Annotated in this window: 19 protein-coding genes; 10 read left to right on the top strand and 9 right to left on the bottom strand. The window is 67.8% G+C overall.

The window, feature by feature from the left end:
* Window positions 1-37 precede the first annotated feature (37 nt).
* Window positions 38-670: a GNAT family N-acetyltransferase gene (locus ABZV40_RS28535; RefSeq protein ID WP_355447954.1), complete on the bottom strand. Its 633-nt coding sequence runs from the start codon at window positions 668-670 to the stop codon at window positions 38-40.
* 135 nt (window positions 671-805) lie between these two features.
* Between ABZV40_RS28535 and ABZV40_RS28530 the strand changes: the two genes are divergently transcribed.
* Window positions 806-2,122: a PLP-dependent aminotransferase family protein gene (locus tag ABZV40_RS28530; protein WP_355447951.1), complete on the top strand. Its 1,317-nt coding sequence runs from the start codon at window positions 806-808 to the stop codon at window positions 2,120-2,122.
* Between the two features lie 21 nt (window positions 2,123-2,143).
* On the top strand, window positions 2,144-3,088 hold the full coding sequence (locus ABZV40_RS28525) for a D-alanine--D-alanine ligase (RefSeq protein WP_355447948.1): 945 nt from the start codon (window positions 2,144-2,146) through the stop codon (window positions 3,086-3,088).
* Window positions 3,089-3,177: 89 nt separating this feature from the next.
* Here the strand turns inward: ABZV40_RS28525 and ABZV40_RS28520 are convergent, their stop codons facing one another.
* The 3 genes from ABZV40_RS28520 to rsmG form a co-directional block, all read right to left on the bottom strand.
* A complete protein-coding gene (locus ABZV40_RS28520; RefSeq protein WP_355447945.1) occupies window positions 3,178-4,143 on the bottom strand; it encodes a ParB/RepB/Spo0J family partition protein in 966 nt (321 codons plus the stop codon).
* Complete coding sequence (locus ABZV40_RS28515; protein WP_355447972.1) at window positions 4,140-5,015, bottom strand: ParA family protein; 876 nt, start codon at window positions 5,013-5,015, stop codon at window positions 4,140-4,142. The genes ABZV40_RS28520 and ABZV40_RS28515 overlap by 4 nt, the downstream gene beginning before the upstream one ends.
* 92 nt (window positions 5,016-5,107) lie before the next feature.
* On the bottom strand, window positions 5,108-5,755 hold the full coding sequence (rsmG, locus tag ABZV40_RS28510; RefSeq protein WP_355447942.1) for a 16S rRNA (guanine(527)-N(7))-methyltransferase RsmG: 648 nt from the start codon (window positions 5,753-5,755) through the stop codon (window positions 5,108-5,110).
* A 176-nt stretch (window positions 5,756-5,931) separates the two neighbouring features.
* On the opposite strand from rsmG, the gene ABZV40_RS28505 reads away from it, so the two are divergent.
* A complete protein-coding gene (locus ABZV40_RS28505; protein ID WP_355447939.1) occupies window positions 5,932-6,417 on the top strand; it encodes a hypothetical protein in 486 nt (161 codons plus the stop codon).
* Window positions 6,418-6,561: 144 nt separating this feature from the next.
* On the opposite strand, the gene ABZV40_RS28500 is transcribed toward ABZV40_RS28505, so the two are convergent.
* From ABZV40_RS28500 to rpmH, 5 genes are read right to left on the bottom strand one after another with little or no spacing between them, the layout of a single operon-like run.
* Complete coding sequence (locus ABZV40_RS28500; protein WP_355447936.1) at window positions 6,562-7,125, bottom strand: R3H domain-containing nucleic acid-binding protein; 564 nt, start codon at window positions 7,123-7,125, stop codon at window positions 6,562-6,564.
* A 31-nt stretch (window positions 7,126-7,156) separates the two neighbouring features.
* Entirely contained in the window at window positions 7,157-8,182 is a 1,026-nt protein-coding gene (gene yidC / locus ABZV40_RS28495; protein WP_355447933.1) for a membrane protein insertase YidC, read from the bottom strand.
* A gap of 4 nt (window positions 8,183-8,186) precedes the next feature.
* Window positions 8,187-8,444 carry a membrane protein insertion efficiency factor YidD gene (gene yidD / locus ABZV40_RS28490; RefSeq protein ID WP_030480223.1) on the bottom strand — a complete coding sequence of 86 codons (258 nt, stop codon included), beginning with the start codon at window positions 8,442-8,444 and terminating at the stop codon, window positions 8,187-8,189.
* Window positions 8,441-8,782 carry a ribonuclease P protein component gene (gene rnpA, locus ABZV40_RS28485; RefSeq protein WP_355447930.1) on the bottom strand — a complete coding sequence of 114 codons (342 nt, stop codon included), beginning with the start codon at window positions 8,780-8,782 and terminating at the stop codon, window positions 8,441-8,443. Before rnpA ends, yidD begins: the two co-directional genes overlap by 4 nt.
* 26 nt (window positions 8,783-8,808) lie before the next feature.
* Window positions 8,809-8,952, bottom strand: coding sequence for a 50S ribosomal protein L34 (rpmH, locus tag ABZV40_RS28480; protein WP_090060594.1), 144 nt, complete (start codon window positions 8,950-8,952; stop codon window positions 8,809-8,811).
* 349 nt (window positions 8,953-9,301) lie between these two features.
* Between rpmH and dnaA the strand changes: the two genes are divergently transcribed.
* The 7 genes from dnaA to gyrA all read left to right on the top strand — a co-directional run bounded on the left by dnaA (window position 9,302) and on the right by gyrA (window position 20,262).
* Window positions 9,302-10,897: a chromosomal replication initiator protein DnaA gene (gene dnaA / locus ABZV40_RS28475; RefSeq protein ID WP_355447927.1), complete on the top strand. Its 1,596-nt coding sequence runs from the start codon at window positions 9,302-9,304 to the stop codon at window positions 10,895-10,897.
* A gap of 734 nt (window positions 10,898-11,631) precedes the next feature.
* Entirely contained in the window at window positions 11,632-12,756 is a 1,125-nt protein-coding gene (gene dnaN, locus ABZV40_RS28470; protein WP_355447925.1) for a DNA polymerase III subunit beta, read from the top strand.
* A 41-nt stretch (window positions 12,757-12,797) separates the two neighbouring features.
* Window positions 12,798-13,712, top strand: a complete 915-nt coding sequence (gene gnd, locus ABZV40_RS28465) for a phosphogluconate dehydrogenase (NAD(+)-dependent, decarboxylating) (RefSeq protein WP_355447922.1) — start codon at window positions 12,798-12,800, stop codon at window positions 13,710-13,712.
* 3 nt (window positions 13,713-13,715) lie between these two features.
* Window positions 13,716-14,822 (top strand): DNA replication/repair protein RecF, encoded by a 1,107-nt coding sequence (gene recF / locus ABZV40_RS28460; RefSeq protein WP_355447919.1) that lies wholly within the window; start codon window positions 13,716-13,718, stop codon window positions 14,820-14,822.
* Between the two features lie 97 nt (window positions 14,823-14,919).
* Window positions 14,920-15,453 carry a DciA family protein gene (locus ABZV40_RS28455; RefSeq protein ID WP_109630154.1) on the top strand — a complete coding sequence of 178 codons (534 nt, stop codon included), beginning with the start codon at window positions 14,920-14,922 and terminating at the stop codon, window positions 15,451-15,453.
* A gap of 228 nt (window positions 15,454-15,681) precedes the next feature.
* Complete coding sequence (gene gyrB / locus ABZV40_RS28450; protein ID WP_355447915.1) at window positions 15,682-17,652, top strand: DNA topoisomerase (ATP-hydrolyzing) subunit B; 1,971 nt, start codon at window positions 15,682-15,684, stop codon at window positions 17,650-17,652.
* 54 nt (window positions 17,653-17,706) lie between these two features.
* The gene (gyrA, locus tag ABZV40_RS28445; RefSeq protein ID WP_355447912.1) at window positions 17,707-20,262 is read left to right on the top strand and encodes a DNA gyrase subunit A; all 2,556 of its coding nucleotides are present in this window, start codon (window positions 17,707-17,709) and stop codon (window positions 20,260-20,262) included.
* Window positions 20,263-20,520 lie beyond the last annotated feature (258 nt).

Raw genomic sequence — 20,520 nt, 5'->3', positions numbered from 1 at the left:
GTTTCCCTGGAGGAAACGCAGGGCCCCCGCGTTACTTTCAGACCGGGCGGAAGCTCGGTTCCGCGGTCGAGACCGTGACGCTGTTGAGAAGGCGTTCGAGGGCTGCCTCGACGTCTTCCTTCCAGGTGATGGCGCTGCGCAGCTCCAGGCGCAACCGGGGCCAGCGGGGGTGCGGCCGCACGGTCTTGAAGCCCACGCTCGTGAGGAACTCCGCGGGCGTGACGCAACTGCGCTCTTCTTCGTCCGGGCGCATGTCGCCGAACGCCTCGATGGCCTTCACGCCACGACGCGTCAGATCCTTCGCCACGGCCTGGACGAGCACTCGCCCGAGTCCTCCCCCTCGGAACTCCGGGAGGACCTCCAGCGACGTCATGAGGACGGCGTCCGGGCTCACGGGAGACGTGGGGAACGCGGAGCTGCGCGGAACCGCGGCAGGAGGTGCGTAGAAGACCGACCCGGCGGGAATACCGTCGCAGTAGATGAGGCGACCGCACGAACCCCATTCGAGCAGGACGCTGGAAACCCAGGCTTCCTTCTCGAACTCGGTGTCGCCGTACTCCTCGGCCTGTTCACGCAGGTGAGGGGCGAGCTCCCAGTAAACGCACGTCCTGCTGTGCTTGGAGAGATGCTCCAGGTTGTCCAGCGTGACGCCCACAACGCGTCGCGACACCCCGACCTCCACCCCTTTGGCACGCACAGCAGACCCGTACGAGGGTAGGCGAATGTGACGGAACCGGGAAGGCACGTGCCCTGAACGGGACGACGGTTACACTCGCTCGGGACATTTCCCATTCAGGAGTCCCACATGACGATGCCCGGACAGCCCGCCAAGCAGGGCCCCAGAAGCCTGGACCCCCACCTCCGCCGCTACGCAGCGCGCACGGCGGGGATGACGGCATCGGAGATCCGGGCACTCTTCGCGGTGGCATCGCGTCCCGAGGTGGTCTCGCTGGCCGGCGGCATGCCGCACCTGGCCGCGCTGCCGTTGGAGTCGCTGTCCGCGGAGATCGGCGACCTGGTGGCCTCCGAAGGCCTGGTGGCGCTGCAGTACGGCTCCGCGCACGGAGTTCCGTTGCTGCGCGAGCAGATCTGCGACGTCATGGCACTGGAAGGCATCAACGGACACCCGGACGACGTGGTCGTGACCGTCGGCTCGCAGATGGGCCTCGACATGGTCACGCGGATCTTCTGCGACCCCGGTGACGTGGTGATCGCCGAAGGGCCGTCGTACGTCGGCGCGTTGGGGTCGTTCACCGCGTACCAGGCGCAAGTCGTCCACGTCGCGATGGATGCTGACGGGCTCGTGCCGTCGTTGCTGCGCGAGGCCCTTGAGGCGTGTAAACGCGCTGGTCAGCGGGTCAAGTTCCTCTACACGATCCCGAACTTCCACAACCCGGCCGGCGTGACGCTGGCGGTGTCACGGCGGGCCGAGATCCTGGAGATCTGCCGGACCTACGGCGTGCTGGTCGTGGAGGACAACCCGTACGGGCTGCTGGGCTTCGACGGGCAGACGTACCCGGCGCTGCGGTCGATGGACCCCGACAACGTCGTGTACCTCGGGTCGTTCTCGAAGACCTTCGCGGCCGGCCTGCGGGTCGGCTGGGTGCTGGCGCCCCACGCGGTGCGCGAGAAGCTCGTGCTGGCGGCCGAGTCGGCCACGCTGTGCCCGCCGACGCTGAACCAGATGATCGTGTCGCGGTACCTCTCGACCCAGGACTGGAAGGGTCAGATCAAGACCTACCGCGAGGCGTACCGGGACCGTCGGGACGCGGCGATCTCGGCTCTCGAACAGCACATGCCGCAAGGTTCCACGTGGAACATTCCCGACGGTGGCTTCTACGTCTGGGTGACGGTGCCCGAGGGCATCGACACGAAGGCGATGCTGCCCCGTGCCGTGACGGCTCGCGTGGCCTACGCGTCCGGCACCGGGTTCTACGCGGACGGCTTCGGCTCGCGCCAGCTGCGGATCTCCTACTGCTACCCGACGCCGGAGCGCATCCGTGAGGGCGTCCGCCGCCTGGCGAACGTCATCGAGGACGAGATGCAGCTGCACGCGACGTTCGGGGCGACGCCGGGCCGCCAGCTGTCCGGCCCGCAGACCCCGTCGCCCGACACCGCCTGATCTTTCCTTTGGAGTTGTGCTGTGGCTGACCGCATGGTCGCTGTGCTGTCCGGTGGGCTGTCCCACGAACGCGAGGTCTCGATCCGCTCCGGTCGCCGTCTGTCGGCTGCCCTGCGGTCGGTGGGCGTGACGGTGGAGGAGTGGGACGCCGACTCGTCCTTGCTGACCCGTCTTCGCGCTTCACGTCCGGACGCCGTCGTCGTCGCACTGCACGGTGGCGAGGGTGAGAACGGGTCGGTGCAGGCGATCCTGGAGATGTTCGGCGTGCCGTACGTGGGCACCGACTCGCGGGCGTGCCGTCGTGCGTGGGACAAGCCGACCGCGAAGGCCGAACTGGCCCGCGCCGGGCTGACGACGCCGGAGTGGGTCGTCCTGCCGCACGCGACGTTCCGCGAACTGGGCGCCAAGCCGGTGCTGGACGCGATGGTGGAGACCCTCGGCCTCCCGCTGATGCTGAAGCCGGACCAGGGCGGCTCCGCGCTGGGCGCCCAGGTGGTCCGCGACGCCGCAGACCTGCCCGCCGCGATGGTCGGCTGCCTGGCGTACGGCGAGACGGTGCTGGCCGAGCAGTTCATCTCCGGCGTCGAGGTGGCCGTGACGGTGGTCGACGGCCAGGACGGCCCCACGGCGCTGCCCGCGGTCGAGATCGTGCCGGAGAGCGGCGTGTACGACTACACCGCGCGCTACACCGCCGGCCTGACCGACTTCCACGCGCCGGCACGGCTGGAGCCCGCCTCCGCCAAAGCGGTGGGGGAGCTGGCCGTGGCGGCGCACCGGTTGCTCGGGCTGCGAGACGTCTCGCGGACCGACGCGGTGGTGGCCGAGGACGGCACCGTCTACTTCCTGGAAGTGAACGTGTCGCCCGGACTCACCGAGACGTCGTTGCTGCCGATGGCCGTGGAGGCGGCGGGGCAGTCGCTGGGCGAGATCTACGCGGGTTTGATCGAGCGCGCTGTCGCTCGTTGATCTCTTCTCATAGGTGACGCCCCGTAGCCGCATCGGCTGCGGGGCGTCATCGTCACCGTGACATAAGGCCCGTGGGTGATCCTATGGGCCTATTCCGATGCCCGAATTGTCGTTTCTGGGCTCATCAGTCCGATGATCCGTTCAAGATCGTCAACTGACCCGAACTCGACGACGATCCGGCCCTTTCGCTGCCCGAGTTCGACCTTCACGCGGGTGTCGAAGTTGTCCGAGAGGCGCTCGGCGAGCTCCTGCAGACCGGGCGCGTGCATCTGCTTGCGCGGAGCGGCCTTCTCCTTCTTCGGCCTCTCGTTCTTGGCGAGCGTCACCGCTTCTTCTGTCGCACGGACCGACATGCCCTCCGCGACGATCTTGGCCGCGAGGTCTTCCTGCGCGCCGGCGTCGTCCAGCCCGAGCAGTGCGCGTGCGTGACCGGCACTCAGCACACCAGCCGCCACCCGTCGCTGGACGGGGAGGGGGAGCTTGAGGAGGCGGATCGTGTTCGTGACGACGGGGCGGCTGCGGCCGATGCGGTCCGCGAGCTCCTCGTGCGTGACCCCGAACTCCTCCAGCAGCTGCTGGTAGGCCGCCGCCTCTTCGAGCGGGTTGAGCTGAACGCGGTGGATGTTCTCCAGCAACGCGTCGCGCAGCATGACGTCGTCGGCGGTCTGCCGCACGATCGCCGGGATGGTCTTGAGCCCGGCCTGCTGCGTGGCCCGCCACCGGCGCTCGCCCATGACGAGCTCGTAGGTGTCGTTGCCGAGCTCGCGCACCACGATCGGCTGCATGAGCCCGAACTCTTTGATGGAGAACGACAGCTCGTCGATCGCGTCCTGGTCGAACACCTGGCGCGGCTGCTTGGGGTTGGTCTTGATCGCGGTGACCGCGACCTCGCGGTACACCGCCCCCGCGACCTCGCCGACCGGCTTGGTCTTCGTCGCCGCCGCCCCGTTGCCGGCCGCGGCGGGCCGGATGGTGCTGGGCGCACCGGGCGGAGGACCCTGCGGGATCAACGCGGCCAGGCCGCGCCCGAGTCCGCCCTTGCGCTGCTCCGTCATGCGCCCTCCTTCTTCGCCCCGCGCACAGCAATCTCCTTGGCGGCGTCGAGGTAGCTCATCGACCCGCGCGAGCCCGGGTCGTACGTCAACACCGTCTGTCCGAATCCTGGCGCCTCGGAGACCTTCACGCTGCGCGGAATCACCGTCTTGAGGGCAACGTCGCCGAAGTGACCGCGCACCTCGCTGGTCACCTGGTCGGCGAGCTTCGTCCGGCCGTCGTACATCGTGAGGAGGATCGTCGAGATGCCGAGATCCGGGTTGAGGTGCTGCTGCACGAGCTCGATGTTGCGCAGCAGCTGGCTCAGACCCTCCAACGCGTAGTACTCGCACTGGATCGGGATGAGCACCTCCTGGGCCGCGACCATCGCGTTGACGGTCAGCAGGCCGAGGCTCGGCGGGCAGTCGATGAAGACGTAGTCGGGCTGCAGCTGGTCGAGCGCCTCCGGGCTCAACGCCTCCTTGAGCCGCGACTCACGGGCGACCATCGAGACGAGCTCGATCTCGGCGCCGGCGAGGTCGATCGTGGCGGGGACGCAGTAGAGGTTCGGGGACGTCGGGCTGACCTGAGCGGCCTCGGCGATCGAGATCTCACCGATGAGCACCTCGTAGACCGACGGCGTGCCGGAGCGGTGCTCGACCGAGAGCGCCGTGGAGGCGTTGCCCTGCGGGTCGAGGTCGATCACGAGCGTCTTGAGCCCGTGGATCGCGAGCGCCGCGGCGAGGTTCACCGTGCTCGTCGTCTTGCCGACGCCACCCTTCTGGTTGGCGACGGTGATGACCCGCCGGTGAGCAGGTCGGGGGAGAAGTGACTCGTCGGGGTGCAGCACGCTTGCCGCACGAGCCGCCTCTTCTGCAATCGGGGTCCACACCACGGCGCTGTCATCTCCGTTGTTGGTCGACTTCGGCTTCTGCTGGGGTTCGGTTTCACGTGGAACATCGGCGGCCTGAAACTCCGGGTACACGCTCACCGATCCCTCCTCGTCTGGCGCTCGACGATCAGCACAGTCGTCGGCACCTCAAGTACATCCGCTCCCACGACGACCACCTCGCCGTTGACGCCACCCATGCGTGCCACGGCAGCCCCGTCGCGGTCAAGCTCCTCCTGCGCGCGCTCACCCTTGAGCGCCACCATCCGTCCGCCACCCTTGAGGAGCGGAAGGCACCACTTCGCCAACTTCTCCAGCGGAGCCACCGCACGCGCGGTGACCACGTCGCAATTCTTCAACTGAGCCCGGACCGGCCCCTCCTCGGCCCGGCCGCGAAGGACCGTCACGTTGTCGAGGCTCAGCCGGTCCTTCACTTCCTCAAGCCAGGCGATGCGACGCGCCATCGGCTCCAGCAGTGTGACCCTGAGGTCCGGCCGCGCGATGGCCAGGGGGACACCCGGCAACCCCGCCCCAGACCCCACGTCCGCCACGCGTGCGTTCGGCTCGATCACCCGCTCGACCACCGCCGAGTTGAGCACGTGCCGATCCCAAATCTTGTCGACCTCGCGAGGACCGATCAGTCCGCGTTCGACGCCATGCTCCTCCAGGAGCCAGACGAACTCGGCAGCACGATCCAAGTGCTCGCCGAATACGAGCTTCGCGTTGTCGGGCAACTCCCCGGCCATGTTCTCCGTCCGTGAGCGTTTCACGTGAAACCACGCGGCGGCGACGTTCCGGCGGCCGGTGGAAAAGCTGGCGAATGCCAGGGGACCATCATGACGGATCGACCGTGCGCTCCGCCAAATCCTGAGCGCCGTTTCACGTGAAACTTGGGGGAAAGTTGCGTCCGACCATCTTCACCGTGGCTCACGACGGGCCAGGGACTGTTTCGACGATGGCTCATCCGGCTGGCGGTGCGCTCCTCGACGTCAAAGTTCGGGGGCTGCGGCGACTCGGTGTTGACGTCCTCGTGTCGGCACAGACCGATGAGGAGCGGGTCGAGTGCGACCTCGTGCACGAGGCGGATGTGGTCGCTGCGGCGGGGATGCGGTTCGTCAGCTTTCCGATCGAGGACCGAGGCGTGCCTGGGATCGTGGAGGCTGTTGCCGCAATGGAGCCGATCTACGCGATGTACCGGCGTGGGGCCCATGTGGTGTTCCACTGTTGGGCTGGGATTGGGCGATCCTCGTTGTTGGCCGCGTTGTTGTTGGGGATGGACGGGGTGGCGCCTTCGTCAGCCTGGAGGTTGATCTCGGCGGCTCGGGGGTTTGACGTTCCGGACACGGTCGAGCAGGAGAGATGGCTGGGGGAGTGGTGGGCCGGGCGGATGTTTCACGTGGAACGGTGACCGAGGCTCGGCGCTGCCGTTGGGTGGATGCTCACCACGCTTGCGGAACTTCTAGGCGCGCTCACGTCGTGTCGACATGTCACGGCCCGGGACGGCAAACGGCCCCTGGTTCCGGAGGGAACCAGGGGCCGTGAGCGGAAAGCGTCAGGGCTTGGGGAAGATGATGACCCGCCGCTGCGGCTCCTCGCCCTCGCTCTCGCTGTGCACGCCTGCGATGGCGGCGACGGCGTCGTGCACGACCTTGCGCTCGAACGGGGTCATCGGGTGCAGGCGGGCACGCTCGCCGGAAGCCAGCACCTTCTCCGCGGTCGAGCGGCCGAGCTCGGCCAGCTCCGCGCGACGGCCCGCTCGCCACTGGGCGATATCGAGCATCAGGCGGGAGCGAACGCCCGTTTCCTGCTGCACGGCCAGGCGGGTCAGTTCCTGGAGGGATTCGAGGACGTTGCCTCGGGGGCCGACCAGCTTGGACAGGTCCTCGCCGCCGTCGATGCTGACGACGGCACGGCCACCTTCCACGTCCAGGTCGATGTCGCCGTCGTAGTCGAGCAGGTCCAGCAGGCGCTCGAGGTAGTCGCCGGCGATGTCGCCTTCCTGGACGAGCAGGTCTTCGGTCTTGCTCTGCGACTGCGGCTCGGCCGAGGCGTCGGCCTCAGCCTCGGCCGGCGACGACGCCTCCACGTCGTCGGTCGCCTGCAAGGTCTCCGACACGATGTCTCCTCTCCGGGGCAGAAGCCCGAAATCAGCGGCGCTTCTTGTTGCCCGGCTTCTTGCTGGTGGATCGGCCTGAGATCAGGCCGGGAATCTCGGTGTTGGAGCTGCTGCCGTTCGTGTCCGCGGAAGCGGAGGGGCCGCCGGGGCCCGCGGTCGGCATGCGCTTGGCTCCGTTGGCCGGTTTGGCGCCGGGAGCGGGCTTCTTCGGGTTGACCGGCTTGGCGCCCGGCTTCGGAGCGAGGGCCTGGCGGGTCTCGACGGCCGCGGCCTTCTTCGTCTCTTCCTCGGCGTCGATCTTCTTGTAGACGATGTGCTGCTGGCCGAGGGTCCACGCGTTGTTGGAGAGCCAGTACAGCAGGATCGCGACGGGGAAGAAGAAGCCACCGACGAGGACGCCCAGCGGGAAGATGTAGAGCGTCAGCTTGTTCATGATCGCCGTCTGCGGGTTGTCCAGGGCGGTCTGGTTCTGACGGGCGACCGAGTGGCGGGCCGTGAAGTGGGTCGCGATGGACGCCACGATCATCAACGGCACGGATACAAGGATCACGTTCGTGCGTTCGGTGCCGAACTGGGCGAGCTGCTCAGCGGGCATCGAAATGAAGGTGGAGAGGTTCGCGCCGAAGAGCTTGGCGTTGACGAACGACTCGACGCCCTTCGCGTCGAAGAAGTAGACCTCTCCCCAGCCGGGCTTGAACGAGCGCAGCACGTGGAACAGACCGATGAACACCGGAACCTGCACCAGCATCGGCAGGCAGCCGCCGAGCGGGTTCACGCCGTGTTCGGCCTGGAGCTTCTGCATCTCCTGCGCCTGGCGCTGGCGGTCGTTCGGGTACTTCTTCTTGATCTTCTGCATCTCCGGCGCGAACTCCTGCATCCGCCGCATGGAGCGCACCTGGCCGACGAACGGCTTGAAGAGGATGGCACGGAGGGTGAAGACCAGGAACATCACCGACAGCGCCCAGGCGAAGCCGCTCGACTCACCGAAGATGTGGCCGAAGACCCAGTGCCAACACCACAAGATGAAGGACACCGGGTAGTAGATGAAGTTGAGCACGGAGCTACTCCTCGGTGGATACGTCGGGGACCTGCCGCCTCGGCGGAACGGGGTCCAGGCCTCCAGGGTGCCAGGGTCCGCAGCGCAGCAACCGGCGGATGGTCAGCCAGGTTCCCCGCAGCGCACCGTGGACGGTCAGAGCTTCCACCGCGTACGCGCTGCAGCTCGGGTAGAAGCGACAGGTCGGCGGCAGCAGCGGTGAGATGAACTTCCGGTAGAAGTGCACCGGCAGCAGCGCGACCTTCGCTGGCAACGTCGTCATCGCAGCACCTTGCGCAGGGCGGAGGAGAAGTCGGCGGCGAGCTCCGAGCTCGACGCCTCGGCTGCCGGTGCCAACGCCCGAACCACGACGAGAGTTCCCGGTGGCATGTCCGCCAGGCAGGGACGCACGATGTGGCGCAGGCGCCGGTAGACGCGGTGGCGGACCACCGAGTTGCCAACTGCCTTGCTCACGACGAAGCCCACCTTGGACGAATCCAAGGTGGGCACGTCTGGCGTCAAGGCGTGGACGACCAACCGGGGTCGTCCGGCGCGGCGGCCTCGGCGGACCACCAGGCCGAAGTCCTGGCTGCGGGTGAGCCGGGCGGCCGGTGGGAGCACGACGACGCTGCGCTTACCAGCCGCGATCAGGCGGACAGGCGGGCACGGCCCTTGCTGCGGCGCGCGGCCAGAATGGCGCGGCCGGCGCGGGTGCGCATGCGCAGCCGGAACCCGTGCGTCTTCGCGCGGCGGCGGTTGTTGGGCTGGAAGGTGCGCTTACCCTTGCTCACGGTCGGTTCTCCCGTTGCTTCACTGCTGACAAAGCCTGTGTGGTTGTCCCCGATGGCAGTGGACGTAGGCGCGCGAAAGGCGCCCGTCGCAAGCGGGAGACTCGTACGAGGGTACGCACCCCCGGGTGCGCCGACCAAATCGGGGTGGCCGATGCCACGTCTTGTGAGGCGTGCCGGGCCTTGTTACCGTTCTCCCCTCGCGCATGCCGGGCCGGCGTGGGAGCCGCCATCGCACCGGCAACACAACGCACCGTTTAGTGCACAGTTGTGGATAACTCTGTGGATGCCTCTATTCTCCGTGTCCACATGTGGAGTCATGGGCTCCAGTGGAGGGGAGGGGAGCGCGGAGGTGTCTAGCCAGCAGGTCGACCTTGGTCTCGTGTGGGCCGAGGTGGTGCAGGAGCTCGCCACGAGCCACCTGTCCCCTCAGCAGCGCGCGTGGATGAGGGTCACCCGTCCGATCGGTTTGCTCGACGGAACGGCCCTGCTCGCGGCCCCGAGCGATTTCGCGAAAGAGGCGATCGAACGCGCGTTGCGCGATCCGATCACCGACGCACTCTCCCGCAGGCTCGGCCGCACGGTCTCCCTCGCGGTGAAGGTCGACTCGCCGGAACCGGCGAGCCCGCCGACCACGCCCATCCCGGTGCAGACCGTCCAGTCGGTGCCCAGCATCTCCAACGGCGACACGCCCGTGTCCGTGATCACGGACGACGCGGTCGCGGGTGTTGCGACGAACACTGACGCGGCAACCGAGAACGCGGACTCGGAAGAGGTCGACGAAGCCGGCGACGCCCTCGCCGCCGTCACCGAGATCTGGCCGACGTTCAACACCGCCAACACGGCGGGGGCGGCGACGCCGAACGGGAACCTCCCGTACACCAGGCCCGCCAACCCGTCGCCGTCGCAGACCCGGCTGAACGAGAAGTACAACTTCGACACGTTCGTCATCGGCGCCTCGAACCGGTTCGCGCACGCCGCGGCCGTCGCGGTGGCCGAGGCTCCCGCCCGGGCGTACAACCCGCTCTTCATCTGGGGTGAGAGCGGCCTCGGCAAGACGCACCTGCTGCACGCCGTCGGGCACTACGCCCAGCGCCTGTTCCCCGGCATGCGCGTGCGGTACGTGTCGACCGAGGAGTTCACCAACGACTTCATCAACTCGCTGCGCGACGACCGCAAGGTCGCCTTCCAGCGCCGCTACCGGGACATCGACGTGCTGCTCGTCGACGACATCCAGTTCCTGGAGGGCAAGGAAGGTACGCAGGAGGAGTTCTTCCACACGTTCAACACGCTCCACAACACGAACAAGCAGATCGTGGTGTCGAGCGACCGGCCGCCCAAGCGGCTGGAGACGCTGGAAGACCGCCTGCGCACGCGGTTCGAGTGGGGTCTGATCACGGACATCCAGCCGCCCGAGCTGGAAACCCGCATCGCGATCCTCCGCAAGAAGGCGGCGCAGGACCGGCTCGCGGCCCCGGCCGAGGTGCTGGAGTTCATCGCCGCCCGCATCGAGCGCAACATCCGCGAACTGGAAGGCGCGCTCATCCGCGTCACGGCGTTCGCGTCGCTCAACCGCCAGCCGGTCGACGTCCAGCTCGCCGAGATCGTGCTGCGCGACCTGATCCCCGACTCGCACGCACCGGAGATCACCGCGCCGACGATCATGGCGGTCACCGCCGAGTTCTTCGGCGTCACGATCGACGACCTCTGCGGCCCGGGTAAGACGAAGGCGCTCGCCCAGGCGCGGCAGATCTCCATGTACCTGTGCCGCGAGCTGACCGACCTGTCGCTGCCGAAGATCGGGCAGACGTTCGGCGGCCGCGACCACACGACGGTCATGCACGCGGACAAGAAGATCCGCAAGGAGATGGCGGAGCGCCGGCGGATCTACGACCAGGTGCAGGAACTGACGTCGCGGATCAAGCAGCGCGCCCGCCACGCACCCTGATCCAACCCGGGTACGCCGAGGGGTCCTCCACGACGGAGGGCCCCTTTTTCGTTGCACACGCGGCATCTCCGCGCACGCGGGGAACACACGCGGGGTCCCCGCGTGCGGCACTAGCGCACGAAAGGCCCCCGCGTGCGGTCGAGCAAACGTGCCGCACGAGCCGTACGCGCGCGCTCGAACCCGGGTGGAGTCGAGGGGTGCTCGGCCACGCGGAGGGGCTTACTGTTTGCGGTCCGCACTCGAAGGGGTGGGGACAACTGGAAAAGTTTGTGGCCCCGGCCACGATCTGGCCACAGAAGCCTGTTGAACACCCGGGTACAACTGCGCCGCACCCGGGGACGCACCCGGGGACAACTGTGGACGATCTGTGGATCGAGAGGTGTGCACAACCGGCTGTCCCCGGGTGCGCCGATCTGTCCCCGGGTGCCATCCCCCCTTAGTCCACATGGACGGTGGGCCTCCGACCTGCGCGTTCAACGGCTGTCCCCACAATCCACAGCCCTTACTGTTACTGCTGTTGATCTCTTCCAAGAAGAACTTCAAAAGCAAAACAGCGGGGGACAGCTCCCGGGGATCGGTGCCCGAACCCCGAAGTGACGGGGAGGGCCAGGACGCTCTACGGTGGATGCTCCGCCCTCGGAGTCGAGAAACCGACCTCGAGGGACGAGGCTCCCCGACCCCCACTGGAACGTTGCTGTGGTTGGGCTTGTCGACTGTCGAGGAAAGGACGCCTCATGAAGATCCGCGTCGAACGCGACGGCCTCGCCGACGCTGTCGCCTGGGTCGCTCGCAGCCTTCCGTCCCGTCCGCCGGTCCCCGTGCTGGGCGGCGTGCTGCTCGACGCGGAGTCGGAAGAGTCGCTGACGGTCTCGGGATTCGACTACGAGGTCTCGGCCCAGGTCGGCGTCCCGGCGACGATCGCCGACGGCGGCCGCGCGCTCGTCTCCGGTCGTCTGCTCGCGGACATCACCAAGGCGCTCCCGAACCACCCGGTCGAGATCGCCGTCGACGGCGCTCGCATGATGATCAGCTGTGGCAGCGCCAGGTTCAGCCTCCCGACGATGCCGGTCGAGGACTACCCCGCGCTGCCGTCGATGCCGCAGCTCATCGGTGAGCTTCCCGGTGAGGTCTTCGGCGAGGCCGTCGCCCAGGTCGCCGTCGCGGCCGGCAAGGACGACACGCTCCCGATGCTGACCGGTGTGCGCGTGGAGATCGGCGAGGGCAAGCTGACCCTCGTCGCCACCGACCGGTTCCGGCTCGCGATGCGCGAGTTCCCGTGGGAGCCGGACGCTTCCCTCGGCGAGGTCGCCGTGCTCGTCCCGGCCCGCACGCTCGGCGACGCGGCCAAGACCCTCGGCTCGTCCGGCGGCAAGGTCGAGATGTCCCTCGCGGCGAACGACGGACTGCTCGGCCTGTCCGGTTCCGGCAAGCGCACGACGACCCGCCTGCTCGACGCGGACTTCCCGAAGTACCGCCAGCTCCTGCCGACCGAGCACTCGGCCGCGGCGATCATCGAGGTCGACACGCTCGTCCAGGCGATCAAGCGCGTGTCGCTCGTCGCCGAGCGCGGCACCCAGGTCCGGCTCGAGTTCGTGGACGGCGGTCTGCGCCTGTCCGCCGGTGGCGACGACGAGGGTTCGGCCGAGGAGGAGCTGCCCGTCGAGTACACCGGCGACGCGGTCACGATCGCGTTCAACCCCGGGTACCTGCTCGACGGTCTCGGCGCGGTGCGCACCCAGAAAGTGCACCTTTCGTTCACCACGCCCAGCCGACCGGCGTTGCTCAAGCCGGTGGACGAGGATGGGAACGTGGCGCCGGGCTACCTGTACCTCCTGATGCCCGTTCGCCTGCCCGGCTAAGACCCTTACCGGGTAACGAGAAACGTTTAGGGGAGAACACCGTGCAGCTCGGACTCGTCGGCCTCGGCAAGATGGGTTTCAACATGCGCGAGCGGGTGCGTCGTGCCGGTCACGAGGTGATCGGCTACGACCGCAACCCGGAGGTCAGCGACTCGGAGTCGTTGGCGGACATGGTTGCCAAGCTCGAGGCGCCGCGCGTGGTGTGGGTCATGGTGCCCGCCGGCGACATCACCCGTAACACGGTGAAGGAGCTGTCCGAGCTGCTGTCACCCGGCGACCTGGTGATCGACGGCGGCAACTCCAAGTTCACCGACGACCGGATCCACGCGGACCTGTTGGCGGAGAAGGAGATCGGCTACCTCGACTGCGGCGTGTCCGGCGGCGTGTGGGGTCTCGACAACGGCTACGCGCTGATGGTCGGCGGTGACGCCGCGGACGTCGAGAAGGCGATGCCGATCTTCGACGCGCTGCGTCCGGAAGGGCCGCGCGAGGAAGGCTTCGCGCACGCGGGCAAGGTCGGCGCCGGCCACTACTCGAAGATGGTGCACAACGGCATCGAGTACGGCCTGATGCAGGCGTACGCCGAGGGCTTCGAGCTGCTCGACAAGACCGACGTCGTGGACAACGTGCCCGCGGTGATCTCGGCGTGGCAGCGCGGAACCGTCGTGCGGTCGTGGCTGCTCGACCTGCTGGTGCGTGCGCTGGAGTCCGACCCGGAACTCGACGACCTGCGCGGTTACGTCGAGGACTCCGGCGAGGGCCGGTGGACCGTCGAGGAGGGCATCAACAACGCGGTGCCGCTCCCGGTGATCTCCGCCGCGCTCTTCGCGCGGTTCCAGTCGCGGCAGGAGGACTCGCCCGCGATGCGCGCGGTCGCCGCGCTGCGCAACCAGTTCGGTGGCCACGCGGTGCACCTCGCCGGTCCGTCGTCCGGTTCGGGCAGCACCCAGGGCTAGGGAGTGCACGTCAGACACCTCCAGGTCAGCGACTTCCGGTCCTGGGAGCTCGCCGACCTGGCGTTCGAGCCCGGCGTGTCGGTGCTCGTCGGGCGCAACGGTCAGGGCAAGACGAACCTGGTCGAGGCGATCGGGTACGTGGCGACGCTGGGCTCGCACCGCGTCGCCACGGACGCGCCGCTGATCCGGCACGGCGCTCAGCGCGCTGTCGTGCGGGCGGCCGTGGTCAACGACGACCGCGAGCTGCTCGTGGAGCTCGAGATCACGGCGGGCAAGGCGAACCGGGCGCGGATCAACCGCGGTCCGGTGCCGCGTCCGCGTGACGTGCTCGGGATCTTGCGCACCGTGTTGTTCGCACCGGAGGACCTCTCTCTTGTGCGAGGCGATCCGAGTGACCGGCGGCGGTTCCTCGACGAGATGCTGGTGCTGCGCGCGCCGCGGTTCGCGGGCGTTCGCAGTGACTACGACCGTGTCCTGAAGCAGCGCAGCGCGTTGTTGAAGACGGTGAAGCACTCGCGATCGGCCGACCTGTCCACGCTCGACGTCTGGGACGGGCACCTCGCCAAGCACGGCGCGGAGCTGCTCGCCGCGCGGATGAAGCTCGTCCGCGACATGGCCGACCACGTGACCACGGCGTACGCGGAGGTGGCACCGGAGTCACGTCCGGCGCTCATCTCGTACCGGTCGAGCGTCGGTGAGCTCCCCGAGGACCGGGAGAGCATCGAGGACCTGCTGCTGGCCGAGCTCGACCGGGTGCGGCGGCAGGAGATCGAACGCGGGGTGTGCCTCGTCGGCCCGCACCGCGACGACCTCGACCTGACGCTCGGCGAACTCCCCGCAAAGGGGTACGCCAGTCACGGAGAGTCATGGTCGTTCGCGCTCGCGTTGAGGCTCGGCGGCTACGAGCTGATGCGTGTCGACGGCATCGAACCGGTGCTCGTGCTGGACGATGTCTTCGCGGAGCTCGACCGCGGCCGACGGCAGCAGCTGGCGAAGGTCGCGGCCGCCGCGGAGCAGGTGCTGATCACCGCCGCGGTGGCGGAAGACGTTCCCGACGAGCTGAGCGGTGCCCGGTTTGAGGTAAGTGGCGGGGAGGTCCGACGTGTCTAACTCAGATCCCCAAGATGTAGCTCGATCGGGTGTGTCCGCCCACACATCTGGGGACAAGTCTGTGGATGGTGTGGATAACTCCGTCACAAATCCGGACTTGTCCACAGGTTCATTCACACCTGAGGGTGAGCCACTGAAGGGGTCTGACCTCGCACGGGCCGCTCTCGAAGCGGCCAAGGCCAGCGCGAAGGCCCGTGGACGCACCCCCGGCAGCAAGTCGAAGGGCCGTCCGGTCAACCGCAGGCGGCGCCGGTGGTCGGGGCCCGGACCGGACGACCGCGACCCCCAGACGATCGGCCGGATCGCGTCGCGGATCGCCGCAGACCGGGGCTGGGTCGAGCAACTTCAGGGTGGCCAGGTCTTCGGCCGATGGGCAAAATTGGTGGGAGAGGACGTCGCCGAGCACGCGAAACCGATCGCTCTCAGTGACGGGGAACTGACGGTCCAGGCGTCGTCGACGGCGTGGGCCACTCAGCTGCGCCTGCTGCAGCGCGACCTGCTCAAACGGATCGCCGCGGGCGTGGGTCACGGCGTCGTGAAGCGGCTCAAGATCAAGGGGCCGGACGCTCCGAACTGGCGACACGGCCCCAGGCACGTTCCGGGGCGCGGTCCGCGTGACACCTACGGGTGAGGTCCTGTCAAGGGCTCAGCGGCCGTTCTGTGGCGCAATGAGCGTTCACCAGCGGATTTGAACCCCCTTTTCGGCCGTCCTGACCCGTCCGGTGCGACTTGCGGGCCTCTGTGACCGAATCAAAGGTGTCCTTGACCCCGTTCTGTCGGTGCGCACCGGTAGAATCAAGGGGAGCGTCACCCATCACCGTGCGGGCCCGGCCCGCATCAGCGAGGAGACTCCAGGCCCGTGTCAGCTAAGAAGAATGAGTACGGCGCGTCCTCGATCACCGTCCTCGAGGGTCTCGAGGCAGTGCGCAAGAGGCCGGGCATGTACATCGGCTCGACCGGCGAGCGCGGTCTGCACCACCTGGTCCAGGAGGTCGTGGACAACTCGGTCGACGAGGCGATGGCCGGGTTCGCGACGACGGTCGACGTCACCCTGCTGGCCAACGGCGGCGTCCGGGTGATCGACGACGGTCGCGGCATCCCGACCGGCATGCACCCGGTCGAGGGCGTGCCCACCGTCGAGGTCGTCATGACCAAGCTGCACGCGGGCGGCAAGTTCGACAGCGACTCGTACGCGGTGTCCGGTGGTCTGCACGGCGTCGGCATCTCGGTGGTGAACGCGCTGTCCACGGCCGTCGACCTGGAGATCAAGCACGCCGGCTACCACTGGACCCAGCGCTACGAGGCCTCCAAGCCCGCGCACGAGCTGCGCCGGGGCGAACCGACCGACGAGACCGGCACGTCCGTCACGTTCTGGGCCGACCCGGAGATCTTCGAGACCACCGAGTACAACGTCGAGACGATCGCACGCCGCCTGCAGGAGATGGCGTTCCTCAACAAGGGGATCACGATCATCCTGCGCGACGAGCGGGTCTCGGCCGAGGACGAGGAGGCCGACGCCGAGGGCCACAAGGCCGCGGTGAAGGAGCGCGTCTTCCACTACCCGGGTGGTCTGGAGGACTTCGTCCGCCACATCAACCACACGCGCGAGGCAGTGCACCAGAAGGTGATCTCCTTCGAGGCGCAGGGCGAGGACCTGCAGGTCGAGGTCGCGATGCAGTGGAACACCGGCTACACGCCGTCGGTCTACACGTTCGCGAACACGATCAACACGCACGAGGGCGGTACCCACGAGGAGGGCTTCCGCGCCGCGTTGACGCGTGTCGTCAACGAGTACGCGCGCGAGAAGAAGGTCCTCAAGGAGAAGGACGCCAACCTCACCGGTGACGACATCCGCGAGGGTCTCGCCGCGATCATCTCGGTGAAGCTCAAGGAGCCCCAGTTCGAGGGCCAGACGAAGACCAAGCTGGGCAACAGCGAGGCCAAGTCGTTCGTGCAGAAGTCGACGAACGAGCACCTGGCCGACTGGTTCGAGCGGCACCCCAACGAGGCCAAGACGATCGTCACCAAGGCGGTGTCGTCGGCGCAGGCCCGCATCGCCGCGCGCAAGGCCCGCGAGCTGGTGCGCCGCAAGGGCGCGCTGGACATCGGCGGCCTGCCGGGCAAGCTCAAGGACTGCCGCTCGACCGAGCCGGAGCGTTGCGAGCTCTACATCGTCGAGGGCGACTCCGCGGGCGGTTCAGCCAAAGAAGGCCGCGACTCGATGTACCAGGCGATCCTGCCGATCCGCGGCAAGATCATCAACGTCGAGAAGGCGCGCATCGACCGCGTGCTCAAGAACAACGAGGTCCAGTCGCTGATCACGGCGCTCGGCACCGGCATCCACGACGAGTTCGACCTCGCCAAGCTGCGCTACCACAAGATCGTGCTGATGGCCGACGCCGACGTCGACGGCCAGCACATCCGCACGCTGCTGCTCACGCTGCTGTTCCGCTTCATGCAGCCGCTCATCGAGCACAACCACGTCTACCTCGCGCAGCCGCCGCTCTACAAGATCAAGTGGCAGCGCGCGGAGCCGGAGTACTGCTACTCCGACCGCGAGCGCGACGCCATGATCAAGGACGGCATCGCGGCCGGCAAGAAGCTCGGCAAGGACGACAACATCCAGCGGTACAAGGGTCTCGGTGAGATGAACGCCGAGGAGCTGTGGGAGACCACGATGGACCCGGCGAACCGGATCCTGCGGCAGGTCACCATGGACGACGCGGCCACCGCCGACGAGCTGTTCAGCGTGCTCATGGGCGAGGACGTCGAGGCACGCCGTTCGTTCATCACCCGCAACGCCAAGAGCATCAAGTTCCTGGACATCTAGTCCGGTCTTGGTCCCTAGGCCCCCTGGCGTTTCTGGCGAGAAGGAAAGAGATCAGTGACCGAGACGACGCTGCCCCCGGATCACGACCGCATCGAGCCGGTCGAGATCCAGCAGGAGATGCAGACCTCGTACATCAACTACGCGATGTCCGTCATCGTGGGTCGTGCGCTGCCGGACGTGCGGGACGGGCTCAAGCCCGTGCACGTCCGCGTTCTGTACTCGATGTTCGACTCCGGCTTCCGTCCCGACCGCGGCTACAACAAGTGCGCGCGCGTCGTCGGCGACGTGATGGGCAACTACCACCCGCACGGCGACTCGGCGATCTACGACGCGTTGGTGCGTCTCGCCCAGCCGTGGGCGATGCGCTACCCGTTGATCGACGGTCAGGGCAACTTCGGCTCGCCGGGCAACGACCCCGCCGCCGCCATGCGGTACACGGAGTGCCGCCTCTCCCCGTTGGCCATGCACATGCTGGCCGACATCGAGGAAGAGACCGTCGACTTCCGCGACAACTACGACGGCCGCATCCAGGAGCCGACGGTCCTGCCGTCGCGCATCCCGAACCTGCTGATCAACGGCAGCTCCGGCATCGCCGTCGGCATGGCGACCAACATCCCGCCGCACAACCTGCGCGAGGTCGCGGACGGTGTCGTGTGGGCGCTGGACAACCACGAGGCCTCCGACGAGGAGACCCTCGAAGCGATGATCGCCCGGATCAAGGGCCCGGACTTCCCGACGTACGCGCAGATCCTCGGCACCTCCGGCATCGAGGACGCGTACCGCACCGGTCGCGGCTCGGTCCGCATGCGCGCGGTCGTCGAGGTGGACGAGGACGCCAAGGGCCGCACGATCCTGGTCGTCACCGAGCTGCCGTACCAGGTCAACCCGGACAACCTCGTCGAGAACATCGCGGCGCTCGTGCGGGACGGCAAGCTCACCGGCATCGCGAACATCGCCGACGAGTCGAACCGCCGCATCGGCATGCGCATCGTGATCACGCTGAAGCGCGACGCGGTGGCGAAGGTCGTGCTGAACAACCTCTACAAGCACACCCAGCTGCAGTACTCGTTCGGCGTCAACATGCTGGCGCTGGTCGACGGTGTGCCGCGCACGCTGCGGATCGACCAGATGATCCGCCACTACGTGAAGCACCAGATCGAGGTCATCGTGCGGCGGACGCGCTTCCGCCTGCGCAAGGCCGAAGAGCGCGCGCACATCCTGCGCGGTCTGGTGAAGGCGCTCGACCAGCTCGACGCCGTCATCGCGTTGATCCGCCGGTCCGAGACGCCGGACATCGCGCGCACGGGCCTGATGGAGCTCCTCGACGTCGACGAGATCCAGGCCAACGCGATCCTGGAGATGCAGCTCCGCCGCCTGGCCGCCCTGGAGCGCCAGAAGATCATCGACCAGTTGGCCGAGATCGAGCTGGAGATCGCGGACCTCAAGGACATCCTCGAGAAGCCGGAGCGGCAGCGCGCCATCGTGCGTGAAGAGCTGCTCGCGATCGTGGAGAAGTACGGCGACGACCGCCGCACGAAGATCATCCCGTTCGACGGCGACGTGTCCATGGAGGACCTGATCGCGGTCGAGGACGTGGTCGTCACGATCACCCGCACCGGCTACGCGAAGCGCACCAAGACCGACCTCTACCGGGCGCAGAAGCGCGGCGGCAAGGGCGTGCAGGGTGCGCAGCTCAAGCAGGACGACATCGTCGCCCACTTCTTCGTGTGCTCGACGCACGACTGGATCCTGTTCTTCACGAACAAGGGCCGCGTGTACCGCACGAAGGCGTACGAGCTGCCCGAGGCCAACCGCAACGCGCGCGGCCAGCACGTCGCGAACCTCCTCGCGTTCCAGCCGGAGGAGGAGATCGCGCAGGTCATCCAGATCAAGAACTACGAGGTGTCGCCGTACCTCGTGCTCGCCACCCGCAAGGGTCTGGTGAAGAAGTCGAAGCTGTCCGACTTCGACTCCAACCGATCGGGTGGTCTTATCGGCATCAACCTGCGCGAGGACGACGAGCTGGTCGGTGCCGTGCTCTGCTCGGCCGACGACGATCTGCTGATGGTGTCCGCGGACGGCCAGTCGATCCGCTTCCACGCGACCGACGACGTGCTGCGGCCGATGGGTCGTGCCACGTCAGGCGTGCAGGGCATGCGGTTCAACGCCGACGACGAGCTGCTCTCGGTGGGCGTCGTGCAGGAGGGCCTCTTCGTTTTGGTGGCCACCGACGGCGGGTACTCGAAGCGCACGCCGATCGAGGACTACCCGGTTCAGGGCCGTGGCGGCAAGGGTGTGCTGACCATTCAGCACGACCGCCGACGTGGCAGGCTGGTGGGCGCGCTCATCGTCGACGTCGACGACGAGCTCTATGCCATCACCTCGAGCGGTGGGGTCATCAGGACCCGCGCCGAGCAGGTGCGCAAGGCGGGACGGCAGACGAAGGGCGTGCGGCTGATGAACCTCGGCGAGAGCACCACTTTGATCGCCGTCGCACGCAACGCGGACGAGCCCAGCGACGTCACTAACGGTGAGACGTCTGCCGCGGAGGGCTCAGCAGCGGACTCCGGCGCCGACCAGGCAGCCACCCCCACCGACTCGGCCGAGTAGTCGGAATCGCTAGCGAGAGGCTAAGGACAGCTCGTGACTCCACCCGAGAACCGCGAAGGTCGGGACGCGGACAAGACCGCGGTGATCACCAAGCCGACTCCCAAGAAGTCAGGGGAGTCCGCGGCCGAGGCCACGCCTGCGGCCTCCGGTTCCTCGGGTGGGGACAAGACCAAGCCCGTGTCGGCGGACAAGGCGGCCGACGCAGCAGCTGCTGCGGAGACTCCCGCTGCTCCCGTCGAGGAGAAGACGGTCGCGATC

This window comes from Lentzea sp. NPDC004782 (genome assembly GCF_040609115.1).
Classification (GTDB): Bacteria; Actinomycetota; Actinomycetes; order Mycobacteriales; family Pseudonocardiaceae; genus Lentzea.
The sequence above is the reverse complement of the archived record's forward strand: the minus strand, read 5'-3'. Positions and strand labels throughout refer to the sequence as shown.